Here is a 12,095-nt window from a genome sequence, read left to right as displayed (position 1 = left end):
GAAGGGGCGGCAGGGCTGTCAGTCTTGGTGGCGCTCGGGCGCGCGGGTGGCCTGCCAGTCAAAGACCCTCTCCCCCGCCGGGGGAGACGGCAGGGAGAGGGGGCCGCACCGCGAGACCTTCTTGCCGAGTCGGAGGATCGGCGGGCGCCCGCTCGATCAGGATGCGCTGGGCCGCGCCGGCTGCGGGGTAGCCGCGGCCGCGGGGCTCCGGCCGCGTCGAGGGTGTCCGTGCCTCGCGCGTACCGGTGGCGCGCGCGGCGCCGGCGCAATGCGGCGTGAGGCGAAGCCGCGCGGGATCGCGGGCGCGGCAGACGCCGCCCGCGCGCCGGCGCACCTGGGCGCCGGCGTCGCGCGGCCGCGTGGGCCTCGAGGCGGCCTTCGCCAAGCGCGGCCGCGGCTCCCCCTCCGCCGCCACGACCGAGCTGCCCTACGTAGCCCGCTCAGCGCGAAGGACGTGCTCGTGGGGCGCGCCGCACATCTCTGCCACCGCCAGCGCGATCCCGAGGAGAGGTGGCCACCCGCAGCGGCTCCACACGAGGAGCAGGCGCGCGCGCCGTGCCGGCGGCGCTGTACAGAGGGACGCGAGGTGTGCGGCTGGGCCGAGTTGCACATCATCGGGTTCCACGTGGAATGGAACGCGGTGCTCGCGATGTGGGGGTCGCCCTCGCTCACGAACCCGCTCCCCCGCCGGGAGGGCCAGGGAGGGCCGCGCCGAGACCCGCTTGCCGAGTCGGAGGATCGGCGGGCGCCCGCTCGACCGGGATGCGCTGGGCCGCGCCGGCTGCGGGGTAGCCCTGGCCGCGGGGCTCCGGCCGCGTCGGGGGTGTCCGTGCGTCGCGCGTACCGGTGGCGCGCGCGGCGCCGGCGCGATGCGGCGTGAGGCGAAGCCGCGCGGGATCGCGGGCGCGGCAGACGCCGCCCGCGCGCCGGCGCACCTGGGCGCCGGCGTCGCGCGGCCGCGTGGGCCTCGAGGCGGCCTTCGCCAAGCGAGGGCGCGGCTCCCCCTCCGCCGCCACGACCGAGGGGCGCCGGAGTGCGGCGGCGCAGGTGCGTTCCACGTGGAACGTGGAGGACGCGTGCGCCCTCCGTCTCGGCGACGGATCTCCGTGCAGCGGCGCGACGATGCAACGTCGCGACCGGGCTCCGCCCCCCGTCCACCGCGTTCCTGCCTCGCCAGCGCCGGCTCCGCGTCTCGCCGCCGCGGAGGGTCGCCGGCCGGCGGCCTGTGACCCATGTGCCCGGTCTGGTGGATGTCGCATCGCGAGGGAGAACCGCCGATGTCGGGCGGGCGTGCCCGGTCTGATGGCCCTCGCCCCGGCCGCTCACGGCTTCTTCCGCGGGTGGCCTGGGTTGCGCGGGGCGCGCCACCGCCGCGCTGCCCGCGGTGGCGATGGGAGGCGGCTCCGCAGCCCGCGTCTCGAGCCGGATTCGCGCCCGGCGGGGAGTCGGCGCGTGCAAGGGGTGGCTCCACGTGGAGCCACAACGCTGGGCGGAACCCGCCGAGCCGCCGCCGGGTCCGGGAGGCGCCGCCGCGCCGAGGAAGGGCGCTGGCGCGGGGACGTCGGTGAGCCGGAGGGAGGCTGCCGGTCGCAGCGGGATCGTGCTCACCGCCGGCTCCGCCCCCGCCTCCGCTCCTGGAGGGCACTGCGCGAGACCCGCCGGCCGCGGCCCGCTGTTCCACGTGGAACATGATGAGAGCGCCTGCACCTGCTCGATGGCTCGCTTGCGGAGCGCAGGCGGGTCACCTCGGCGCACGCGCGCCGCCCGACCCGGAGCCCGCGGAGCGCTGCAGCGCGACCGAGCCGGAGTGAGTCGCGGCGCCGGTCCACCGGCCCGGAGGTGACTCCGAGGGGCGGACATTGCGGCGGAGGCGCCAGCTCGCCCAGGTGTTGGGGGGCGAAGGGGTGCCGCGCCCGCGTGGCGGGCGCGGACCGGCGGCGCCCCTGGGTACCGCGCCAGCTCGGGTGCGGCCGCGGTTCCCGCGCAGCCGTCGCCCGGGGTGTTCCACGTGGAACGGGCGAGGGTCATCTCGGAGCGCCCGAGCGCGCGAGCCGCACCGGGCGCCGGTGGAGGGCCGCGACCTCGGGACCCACCGACAGGATCGGGGCCGATGTTCCGCGGCTCGATCCCAGAGGTGCCGGCGGAGGGGGAGCCGCGGCCGCGCCTGGCGGGCCACGAGGCCGCGCGACCCAGGCGCCGTGGTGCGCCGGCGCGCGGGCGGCGCCTGCACCGCCTGCGATCCTGCGCGGCTCCGCCTCACGCCGCATGGCGCCGGCGCCGCGTGCCCCGCTGGTGCGCGCGACGCGCGCACAGCCAGCTGCGGCCGGAGCCCCGCGGCCGCGGCTACCCCGCAGCCGGCGGCGCGCGAGGGGAAGTGGGTGCCGTCGCAGCTGGGGGACCTCCCGCAGCGCCCACCATATCGAGGAGGTCCGGGGCGCGCCGGCGAGCGGCCCGAGCGCCGGGTGGGCGACGCCCCCGCGTCGGCGCCCGGGTTGTTCCACGTGGAACGGGACGAGGGTCGCCGTTGGCGCGACCAGGCTCCAGAGCCGCGCGGGGCGCCGTGGGTTCAGGATCCCTGGAGCCAGAGCGGCAGTCCCGGGCGCCCGCGTTCCGCGGCTCGATCCCAGAGGTGCCGGCGGAGGGGGAGCCGCGGCCGCGCTTGGCGGAGGCCGCCTGGCGGGTCACGAGGCCGCGCGACCCCGGCGCCGTGGTGCGCCGGCGCGCGGGCGGCGCCTGCACCACCTGCGATCCTGCGCGACCCCGCCTCACGCCGCATGGCGCCGGCGCCGAGCGCCCCGCAGGTGCGCGCGACGCGCGCACAGCCAGCTGCGGCCGGAGCCCCGCGGCCGCGGCCACCCCGCAGCCGGCGCCGCGCGCCGCGACCGCAGCGTCCCACCGTGGAGCCTTCGCGGGGCAGTCGCCCCGAAGCGTGCGGACCGCTCCGGGTGGCGAGCTCCGTCGGCCCGGCGAGCGGCTTCGAGAGGCCCCTCTCCCCGACACTCCCCGCGCCGCAGGGAGAGGAGCCGCCACCCACAGGCCGGTGCCGTTCCACGTGGAACAACCCCGCCCGCGGCCCGGTTCCTGTTCCACGTGGAACACCGCGATCTTCCGGGCGCTGTCAGGGCCGCGATCGAGAATGCCGTCCCCGTCCCCGGAGGTCCGCCCCGTGATCCCCCAGCCGAGCCCCGCCTCCACCCCCCTCTTCCCCGCCGCCGCGGTCGCGTCCTTGCGCCGCCCCGCGCCGCGCGGTAGGGCTGCCCGCCGAGAGGAGCTCATGCCGCGCATCATCACCATCGCGAACCAGAAGGGCGGCGTCGGCAAGACCACCACCGCCGTCAACCTGGCGGCGTCGCTGGCGGCCGCCGAGCGGCGGACGCTCCTCATCGACGTCGACCCCCAGGGCAACGCCGGGTCGGCGCTGGGCATCGCCCGCGACGAGGTCGAGGCGAGCGTCTACGAGGCGCTCCTCGACGGGGTGCCCCTCGCCGACGTCGTGCGCAAGACCGAGCTCAAGTTCCTGGACCTCGCCCCCGCCAGCCGGCACCTCGTCGGCGCCGAGCTGGAGCTCGCCGACGTGTCCGGCCGGGAGCGGCGGCTCGCCGACGCCGTGGCCGCCATCGCGTCCGAGTACGAGTACGTCCTCATCGACTGTCCGCCCTCGCTCGGCCTGCTGACGCTGAACGGCCTCGTGGCCGCCCAGGGCGTCATCATCCCGCTCCAGTGCGAGTACTTCGCGCTCGAGGGCCTCGCCGACGTGCTCCGCACCATCGACCTCGTGAAGGAGCAGGCGAACCCCGGCCTGCTGGTGGACGGCATCGTCCTCACCATGCACGCCGCGAACAACCTGGCGCAGCAGGTGGAGGACGAGATCCGCAAGCACTTCCGGCGCGAGGTCTTCAAGACCGTCATCCCGCGCAACGTGCGGCTCTCCGAGAGCCCCTCGCACGGCAAGCCCATCCTGCTCTACGACGTGGCGTCGAAGGGGTGCCAGAGCTACCTCGAGCTGGCGCGCGAGGTGGTGAAGCGCGCCGACCGGCTAGGGAAGGCGGCCTGACGATGAGCCTCGCCGACAAGCGGCGCCCCGCGCTCGGGCGCGGGATGGCCGCGCTCCTCTCGAACGCCCCCGCCCCCGCGCCCACCAGCGCCGCGGCCGCCGCCGCCGGCAAGGCGCTGCTCGCGCTGCCGGTCGAGGCCATCGAGCGCAGCCCGGAGCAGCCGCGCAAGCGCTTCGAGGAGGACCGGCTGGAGGAGCTCGCCGCCTCGATCCGCGAGCACGGGGTGGTGGAGCCGATCCTGGTCCGCCGCCACGGCGCCCGGTACCGCATCGTCGCCGGCGAGCGCCGCTGGCGCGCCGCGCAGCGCGCGGGGCTGAAGGAGATCCCCGCCATCGTGCGCGAGGCGACGCCCGCGCAGGCGTTCCAGATCGCGCTGGTCGAGAACGTCCAGCGCGCCGACCTCAACGCCATCGAGGAGGCCGAGGCCTACCAGGCGCTGGTGGACGAGCACGGGCTCACCCAGGAGCAGGTGGCCGACAAGGTGGGCAAGGAGCGCTCCACGGTGGCGAACGCGCTCCGCCTGCTGCGGCTCCCCGGCGACGTCCGCGACGCCGTGCGCGAGGGCCGCCTGGAGATGGGCCACGCGCGCGCGCTGCTCGGGCTGGAGGCGGCCGAGGCCATCCGCCGGGCGGCGCAGCGCGTGCTCCGCGAGCAGCTCTCCGTGCGAGCGACCGAGGCGCTCGTCCGCGAGCTGGCGGGCGGAGGGAAGAAGCGTCCCACCGCCGGCGCGACCGGCGACTCGGCGGCCGTGCGCGCGGTGATCGCGCGCCTGCAGCGCCGCCTGGGGTGCCGCTGTCGGGTGGTCCCCAAGTCCGATTCGACAGGTCGGCTCGAGCTCGACTACACCTCGCTCGACGAGCTGGACGGAATACTCGGCAAGATTGGCGCGTAATGAAGTCCGTGCCGTCCGGGCCTCGCGGCCCTGCGGCGAAGCGAAGCACCCGAGGCGACATGCCTTTCTGGAACAAGCCACGAGAGGACGGCCCCTCGCCCGCGCACGGCCCCGCCGAGCGCGCCGAGCCCGTCACCCTCTCTCCACACCGCGAGGAGCCGCAGCCCATGGCCATGCTGAAGCGTGAAGACGTCACCTCCACCCCCGCCGCCTCGAGCGACCTCAACGCCCTGCTGGGGCGCGGGTCCGAGTTCGAGGGCAAGCTGACCTTCGAGGGGACGGTCCGCATCGACGGGAAGTTCACCGGGACCATCGTCACGGGCGACGTGCTCGTCGTCGGTGAGGGCGCCAAGATCTCCGCCGAGATCAGCTGCGGGACCATCATCATCCACGGCGAGGTGACGGGGAACGTCCGCGCCAAGAACGCGGTGGAGCTGCACCACCCGGCCAAGATGCGCGGCAACGTCGAGACCCCCTCGCTCATGGTCGAGAAGGGCGTCATCTTCGAGGGCCAGACCAAGATGGAGAACCTCTCGGCCGACCGGAAGCCGGCGGCGACGCCGATCGCCGCGGTCAAGGGCTAATTCACCTACAGTAACTACGGTCCGCCGAAGAAAGGGGCCCGGCGCTCGCGCGCGGGGCCCCTTTCCGCGTCCGCCGTCCACCCGGGGTGCCGCCCGCGAGGCGGCTGCCGCCCATCGGCGGCGTGAGGGGGTGGGGCGAGCGCCAGGCGCGGTCAGTTGATCTTCACCTGGATCGACTTCGGCTTCGCCTCCGGCTTCTTCGGAAGGTGCACGGTCAGCACGCCGTTCTTCGACTCGGCGCGGATCTTCTCGGCGTCGATGGTGCCCGGCAGCGAGAAGGAGCGGGTGAAGGTGCCGTAGGAGAGCTCCACGCGGTGGTAGTTCTCCTTCTTCTCCTCCTGCTCCATCTTCCGCTCGCCGCGCAGCGTCAGCACCCCGTTCTCGAAGCGGATGTCGACGTCCTTCGGCTCGACGCCGGCCAGCTCGAAGCGGAGCGCGACGCCCTCCTCGTCCTCGAAGATGTCCACCTTGGGCGTCCAGCCCACCGACTCGCCCCCCCGCGCCAGCAGCCGGTCGTCGAACCCGCGGCTCATCTCCTCCTGCAGCCTCTGCAGATCCCTCCAGGGATCCCACCTCGTGAGCATCGTCATGATCTTTCCTCCGTTTTCTCTCCCCGTCTCCGGGTGACGCCAACGTAAAGCGGTCCTGACCCCTGTCAAACGGCGCGACAGTCCGCCGCGCCGGCCCCGTAACTGCCGAGAGTCCAAGGAGAATGAACGGCAGGCCGCCCTTGACCGACCCGTCCCGGCGTGCTACTTGGGCCGCCCCTTATGATCGTTGGATCCATCGCGCGGCGATACGCGAAGGCCCTCTTCGACCTGGCGGTCGAGCAGGGCAAGGTCGAGGCCTGGTCCCAGAGCCTGGCCGCCCTCCAGGAGGCTGTCGGCGCGTCTCCGGAGCTGAACGACGTGCTCGTGAACCCGATCTACACGCGCGAGCAGCGGCGTGCGGTCGGCGGGAAGCTGGCGGCGGCCCTGCGCCTCGACCCCGAGCCCTCGCACCTCCTCTTCCTCCTGGGCGACCGCAACCGCCTCGCCTACCTCGGCGCGGTGGTCGACGTCTTCCGCGAGCTCGCCGATCGGCAGCTCGGGCGCCTGCGCGCCCGGGTGGTGTCGGCGGTGCCGCTCGAGACCACCGCCGCCCAGGCGATCGCCGACAAGCTCGCCCACGCCACCCGCGCCCAGGTGATCCTCGACCGCGCGGTCGACCCCGCCCTCCTCGGCGGCGTCGTCGCCCAGGTGGGCAGCTTCACTTACGACGGGTCGGTCCGCGCGCAGCTCGAGGAGCTGCGCCGCGCCCTGAAGCAGTAGCGACGCCTCTCCTCTTCAACGCCCAGCACCGGAGCCGAACGAAGCCATGGAAATCCGCGCCGACGAGATCAGCCGCATCATCCGCGAGCAGATCAAGGACTACGGGAAGAAGGTCGAGGTCAGCGAGACCGGGACCGTGCTGTCGCAGGCCGACGGCGTGGCCCGCATCTACGGCCTCGGCGGCGCCGCCGCCGGCGAGCTGCTCGAGTTCCCGCACGGCGTCCGCGGCCTCGTCCTCAACCTCGAGGAGGACAACGTCGGCGCCGCGGTCATGGGCCCCTACGAGCACATCCGCGAGGGCGACCCCGTCAAGCGGACCGGCCGCATCGCCGAGGTGCCGGTGGGCGAGGAGCTGCTCGGGCGCGTGGTGGACGGCCTCGGCCAGCCCATCGACGGCCGCGGCGCCATCGCGGCGAAGCAGTCGCGCAAGATCGAGGTGAAGGCCCCCGGCATCGTGAAGCGCAAGAGCGTGCACGAGCCGATGCAGACCGGCCTCAAGGCGATCGACGCGCTGGTGCCGATCGGCCGCGGGCAGCGCGAGCTCATCCTGGGCGACCGCCAGACCGGCAAGACCGCGGTCGCGATCGACACCATCATCAACAACAAGGGCAACAACCTCGTCTGCATCTACGTCGCCATCGGCCAGAAGCAGTCGACGGTGGCGCGGGTGGTCGACCGGCTGCGCCAGGCGGGCGCGATGGACTACACCATCGTCGTCGCCGCCAACGCCTCCGACCCCGCCCCGCTCCAGTACCTCGCGCCGTACACCGGCGTGACCATGGGCGAGTACTTCCGCGACTCCGGGCGCCACGCGCTCATCGTGTACGACGACCTCTCGAAGCACGCGGTCGCCTACCGCCAGCTCTCGCTGCTCCTCCGCCGCCCGCCGGGCCGCGAGGCGTACCCGGGCGACGTGTTCTACCTCCACAGCCGCCTGCTCGAGCGCGCCGCCAAGCTCTCCGACAAGGAGGGCGGCGGGTCCATCACCGCGCTCCCCATCATCGAGACGCAGGCCGGCGACGTCTCGGCCTACATCCCGACCAACGTCATCTCCATCACCGACGGGCAGATCTTCCTCGAGACCGACCTCTTCAACCAGGGCGTCCGGCCGGCCATCAACGTCGGCATCTCGGTGTCGCGCGTCGGCGGCTCGGCGCAGATCAAGGCCATGAAGCAGGTGGCGGGCTCGCTCAAGCTCGAGCTCGCGCAGTACCGCGAGCTGGCCGCCTTCGCCCAGTTCGGCTCCGACCTCGACAAGGCCACCCAGGAGACGCTGGCCCGCGGCGAGCGCCTGGTCGAGGTGCTGAAGCAGGGCCAGTACCAGCCGATGCCGGTCGAGAAGCAGGTGCTGCAGATCTACGCCGCCACCAACCGCGACGAGGCCGGGGTGGGGTGGATCCGCAACGTCCCGGTGGAGCAGGTCGGCCGGTACATGAAGGAGCTCATGGAGTTCCTCGACACCCGGCACCCGGAGATCGCGAAGACCATCGCCGAGAAGAAGGCCCTCGACGACGGCATCAAGGCCTCGATCAACAAGGCGCTGGCCGACTTCCGCGGCGTCTTCCAGGCCGAGGCGGCGTAGGCCGGAAGGAGCGAAGGCCCCGTGCCCTCCCTGCGCGACATCCGGACCCGCATCGGGTCCGTCAAGAACACCCGGCAGATCACCAAGGCCATGAAGATGGTCTCGGCGGCCAAGCTGCGCCGGGCCCAGGACGCCATCACCCGCGCCCGGCCCTACGCCACCCTGCTCGAGCAGGCCCTCGCGCGCATCGCGTCGCGGGCCGCGGCCGAGGAGAAGCCGTCGCACCCGCTCCTGGCCGCGCGGCCGGTGAAGCGCGCCGAGCTCGTGCTCCTCACGAGCGACCGCGGCCTGGCGGGCGCGTTCAACTCGAACGTGGTGCGGCGCGCCCAGCGCTTCCTCACCGAGACGAGCGACCAGTACGAGCACGTCGACGTGGCGATCCTCGGCCGCAAGGCGCGCGACTTCTTCCGCGCGCGCCACATGCCCGTCCGCAAGGACTACGGCGGCGTGCACCAGCTCGCCACCTACGCCAAGGCGTCCGAGCTGGCCACCGAGCTGTCGCAGCGCTTCCTCTCCGGCGAGGTCGACGCGGTCTTCCTCTGCTACAACGAGTTCAAGAGCGCCATCGCGCAGACGGTGGTGGTGAAGCAGCTCCTCCCCATCGTCACCCCCGGCGCCGCCGCCGCGCCGCAGGGCTACGATTTCCTGTACGAGCCGTCGCGGAACGAGCTGCTCGCGGACCTCGTCCCGAAGCACCTCGCCATCCAGGTGTGGCGCGCGCTGCTCGACTCCGCCGCCAGCGAGCACGGCGCCCGCATGACCGCGATGGAGTCCGCCACCACGAACGCCGAGGACATGATCGCGGCGCTCACGCTCCAGTACAACCGCGCCCGCCAGGCTTACGTCACGAAGGAGCTGATGGAGATCGTGAGCGGCGCCGAGGCTTTGAAGTAACGCGGGCCCGTCCCGCCCACCGAGCTCCGAGGAATCACATGGCCACCGAGATGCACCTCATGAACGGCAAGATCACCCAGGTCATCGGCCCCGTCGTCGACGTGGAGTTCCCGCCCGGCGCGCTGCCCGAGATCTACACCGCGCTGGCGGTGACGAACCCCGGCGTGGACGAGCGCCAGGACAACCTCGTCATCGAGGTGGCGCAGCACCTGGGCGAGAACACCGCCCGCTGCATCGCCATGGACTCGACCGAGGGCCTGGTGCGCGGGATGCCGGTGAAGAACACCGGCGCCCCCATCACCATGCCGGTCGGCGACGCGGTGCTGGGCCGCATCCTCAACGTCGTCGGCGAGCCGGTCGACGAGCTCGGCCCGGTCAACGCGAAGAAGCGGCTGCCGATCCACCGCGCGCCCCCGACGCTGGTCGAGCAGAACGTGAAGGTGGAGGCCTTCGAGACCGGCATCAAGGTCATCGACCTCCTCGCCCCGTACCTGCGCGGCGGCAAGATCGGCCTGTTCGGCGGCGCCGGCGTCGGCAAGACGGTGCTCCTCATGGAGCTCGTCAACAACGTGGCCAAGGCGCGCGGCGGCTTCTCGGTGTTCGCCGGCGTCGGCGAGCGCACCCGCGAGGGCAACGACCTCTACCACGAGATGATGGAGTCGGGCGTCATCAAGGAGGACGACCTCTCCAAGAGCCAGTGCGTCCTCGTGTACGGCCAGATGAACGAGCCGCCGGGCGCCCGCGCCCGCGTCGCGCTCTCGGCCCTCGCCATCGCGGAGTACTTCCGCGACGAGGAGAACCGGGACATGCTCCTCTTCATCGACAACATCTTCCGCTTCACGCAGGCGGGCTCGGAGGTCTCGGCGCTCCTCGGCCGCATCCCCTCCGCCGTCGGTTACCAGCCGACGCTCTCCACCGAGATGGGCGAGCTGCAGGAGCGCATCACCTCCACGCAGAAGGGCGCCATCACCTCGGTGCAGGCCATCTACGTGCCGGCCGACGACCTCACCGACCCGGCCCCGGCCACCGCCTTCGCCCACCTCGACGCGACGACGGTGCTCTCCCGCAAGCTGACCGAGATCGGCATCTACCCGGCCGTCGACCCGCTCGACTCGACCTCCCGCATCCTCGATCCGCTCGTGCTCGGCCAGGAGCACTACCAGACGGCGCGCAACGTCCAGGAGACGCTCCAGACGTACAAGGAGCTCCAGGACATCATCGCCATCCTCGGCATGGACGAGCTCTCCGAGCAGGACAAGCTGACGGTGGCGCGCGCCCGCAAGATCCAGCGCTTCCTCTCGCAGCCGTTCCACGTCGCCGAGCAGTTCACCGGCAACCCCGGCAAGTACGTGAAGCTCGCCGACACGATCCGCGGCTTCAAGGAGATCGTCGAGGGCAAGCACGACGACCTCCCCGAGCAGGCCTTCTACATGGTCGGCACCATCGAGGAGGCGGTCGAGAAGGCGAAGAAGCTGGTCCAGGGGTAACCATGCCGCTCTCCCTCGAGATCGTCACGCCCGAGCGCCGGGTCGCTCAGCTCACCTGCGACGAGGTCCGCGCGCCGGGCACGCAGGGCGGCTTCGGCATCCGGCCGGGGCACGCCAGCTTCATGTCCGGCCTCGAGCCGGGCCGGCTCACCGTGGTGAGCGGCGGCCGCGAGGAGCACTTCGCGGTCGGCGGCGGCTTCCTGCAGGTGGACCAGGATCGCGTGCTGGTGCTCGCCGACTCGGCCGAGCGGCGCGACGAGATCGACGTGGAGCGTGCCGAGCGCGCCTTCCACGAGGCCACCGAGCGGCTCCGCACCATGACCGAGCAGGACCAGAACCACGCCCTCGAGTCGGCCCGCGTCCGCCGCGCCACCTCGCGCCTCGGCGTCGCCGGGCGGTAGCGCCCCCGGCCGGCGCGCCGGACCGGGCGGCGGCGCGCCCGCCGCCCTACAACCCTGGGGCCGCATGCGCCTGGTCGCCCTCCTCACCTGCCTCGCCTTCGCGTGCGCCACCGCGCGCCAGCAGGTGTCAGGCTCGGACGCGCCGCCGGCGTTCCCGGCGCGCGTGGCCCTCGCCGCGCCCGAGCTCGAGCTGTGGATGGAGGGCACCCACGCCATCGACCCCGGCGAGGAGGCGCGCGCGCTGGCGCAGAGCCGGACCGCGCTCGCCGCCGCGCTCGAAGGCCGCGGGCTCGACGCCACCGCGCCGGAGGCGCTGCTGGTGGTTCGGGCGCGCGCGATCGCCCGCACCGGCGAGCGCAAGGACGCGCAGCTCTGGTCGGCGGTGGGGATCGTCTTCGTCGTCGTGGCGATCGTCGTGTCGGCGGTGCTGCTCTCCCGCTCCGGCTCGCGCTCGCCGCGGGGCGGCGGGGCGCGCGGGGTCGGCCCGGCGCCGGCGTTCGCCCCCGGCGCCCGGCCGGTCTACTTCGCCCCGCGGCCCTACGTCCCGGCGCCGGTCGGGTTCGGCTTCTTCGTCGGGCTGAACGTGGCCGTGCCGGCGGGCCCGCCGCCGCCCTACGCCGGGCTCCCGCCGGCCGAGGCGTGGCTCGCCTCGCGCGGCTGGTTCGACGGGGACGAGGTGGAGCTCCAGGCCGAGCTGGTCGACCCGGCGACGGGCGCGGTGCGGTGGCACCGCACGCTCCGCGGCGGGGTGGATCCGCGCGACGCGGGCGCCGTGGCGGGGCTCGTGGACGCCGCGCTGGCGGGCCTGCCGTTCGGCGCGCGGCAGGGGGCGCTGGCGGCCCCATCCGAACCCGAAAACCCTTGAAAGTCCGCGGCTCAAGGGCTATAAA

At 73.7% G+C, this 12,095-nt stretch carries 10 protein-coding genes; 9 read left to right on the top strand and 1 reads right to left on the bottom strand.

All coding sequences use genetic code 11. The features are described 5' to 3' along the window. The first annotated feature begins 3,274 nt into the window (after positions 1-3,274). The 3 genes from HWY08_RS12175 (at position 3,275) to HWY08_RS12165 (ending at position 5,531) form a co-directional block, all read left to right on the top strand. Entirely contained in the window at positions 3,275-4,054 is a 780-nt protein-coding gene (locus HWY08_RS12175) for a ParA family protein (RefSeq protein WP_176065491.1), read from the top strand. Between the two features lie 2 nt (positions 4,055-4,056). Then, positions 4,057-4,947: a ParB/RepB/Spo0J family partition protein gene (locus HWY08_RS12170; RefSeq protein WP_176065489.1), complete on the top strand. Its 891-nt coding sequence runs from the start codon at positions 4,057-4,059 to the stop codon at positions 4,945-4,947. A gap of 167 nt (positions 4,948-5,114) precedes the next feature. Further along, positions 5,115-5,531, top strand: coding sequence for a bactofilin family protein (locus HWY08_RS12165; protein ID WP_176065487.1), 417 nt, complete (start codon positions 5,115-5,117; stop codon positions 5,529-5,531). A 152-nt stretch (positions 5,532-5,683) separates the two neighbouring features. Here the strand turns inward: HWY08_RS12165 and HWY08_RS12160 are convergent, their stop codons facing one another. After that, the gene (locus HWY08_RS12160) at positions 5,684-6,121 is read right to left on the bottom strand and encodes an Hsp20/alpha crystallin family protein (RefSeq protein ID WP_176065484.1); all 438 of its coding nucleotides are present in this window, start codon (positions 6,119-6,121) and stop codon (positions 5,684-5,686) included. A 180-nt stretch (positions 6,122-6,301) separates the two neighbouring features. Here HWY08_RS12160 and atpH point away from each other — a divergent pair, with 180 nt between their 5' ends. The 6 genes from atpH (at position 6,302) to HWY08_RS12130 (ending at position 12,070) form a co-directional block, all read left to right on the top strand. Next, a complete protein-coding gene (gene atpH, locus HWY08_RS12155; protein ID WP_176065482.1) occupies positions 6,302-6,841 on the top strand; it encodes an ATP synthase F1 subunit delta in 540 nt (179 codons plus the stop codon). 46 nt (positions 6,842-6,887) lie between these two features. Then, on the top strand, positions 6,888-8,423 hold the full coding sequence (atpA, locus tag HWY08_RS12150) for a F0F1 ATP synthase subunit alpha (protein ID WP_176065480.1): 1,536 nt from the start codon (positions 6,888-6,890) through the stop codon (positions 8,421-8,423). 21 nt (positions 8,424-8,444) lie between these two features. Further along, positions 8,445-9,317 carry an ATP synthase F1 subunit gamma gene (atpG, locus tag HWY08_RS12145; RefSeq protein WP_176065478.1) on the top strand — a complete coding sequence of 291 codons (873 nt, stop codon included), beginning with the start codon at positions 8,445-8,447 and terminating at the stop codon, positions 9,315-9,317. Between the two features lie 38 nt (positions 9,318-9,355). Then, positions 9,356-10,804, top strand: coding sequence for a F0F1 ATP synthase subunit beta (gene atpD, locus HWY08_RS12140; RefSeq protein ID WP_176065476.1), 1,449 nt, complete (start codon positions 9,356-9,358; stop codon positions 10,802-10,804). A 2-nt stretch (positions 10,805-10,806) separates the two neighbouring features. Next, positions 10,807-11,205: a F0F1 ATP synthase subunit epsilon gene (locus HWY08_RS12135; protein WP_176065474.1), complete on the top strand. Its 399-nt coding sequence runs from the start codon at positions 10,807-10,809 to the stop codon at positions 11,203-11,205. Between the two features lie 64 nt (positions 11,206-11,269). Then, entirely contained in the window at positions 11,270-12,070 is an 801-nt protein-coding gene (locus tag HWY08_RS12130) for a hypothetical protein (RefSeq protein WP_176065472.1), read from the top strand. Positions 12,071-12,095 lie beyond the last annotated feature (25 nt).

Source organism: Anaeromyxobacter diazotrophicus (genome assembly GCF_013340205.1).
Taxonomy (GTDB): Bacteria; Myxococcota; Myxococcia; order Myxococcales; family Anaeromyxobacteraceae; genus Anaeromyxobacter_A; species Anaeromyxobacter_A diazotrophicus.
The sequence above is the reverse complement of the archived record's forward strand: the minus strand, read 5'-3'. Positions and strand labels throughout refer to the sequence as shown.

Bases quoted from the DNA above. Each gene is read 5' to 3' on its own strand.
- atpA (WP_176065480.1), top strand. From the start codon at position 6,888: ATGGAAATCCGCGCCGACGAGATCAGCCGCATCATCCGCGAGCAGATC.
- atpH (WP_176065482.1), top strand. From the start codon at position 6,302: ATGATCGTTGGATCCATCGCGCGGCGATACGCGAAGGCCCTCTTCGAC.
- HWY08_RS12165 (WP_176065487.1), top strand. From the start codon at position 5,115: ATGGCCATGCTGAAGCGTGAAGACGTCACCTCCACCCCCGCCGCCTCG.
- HWY08_RS12135 (WP_176065474.1), top strand. From the start codon at position 10,807: ATGCCGCTCTCCCTCGAGATCGTCACGCCCGAGCGCCGGGTCGCTCAG.
- HWY08_RS12170 (WP_176065489.1), top strand. From the start codon at position 4,057: ATGAGCCTCGCCGACAAGCGGCGCCCCGCGCTCGGGCGCGGGATGGCC.
- HWY08_RS12130 (WP_176065472.1), top strand. From the start codon at position 11,270: ATGCGCCTGGTCGCCCTCCTCACCTGCCTCGCCTTCGCGTGCGCCACC.
- HWY08_RS12175 (WP_176065491.1), top strand. From the start codon at position 3,275: ATGCCGCGCATCATCACCATCGCGAACCAGAAGGGCGGCGTCGGCAAG.
- HWY08_RS12160 (WP_176065484.1), bottom strand. From the start codon at position 6,121: ATGACGATGCTCACGAGGTGGGATCCCTGGAGGGATCTGCAGAGGCTG.
- atpD (WP_176065476.1), top strand. From the start codon at position 9,356: ATGGCCACCGAGATGCACCTCATGAACGGCAAGATCACCCAGGTCATC.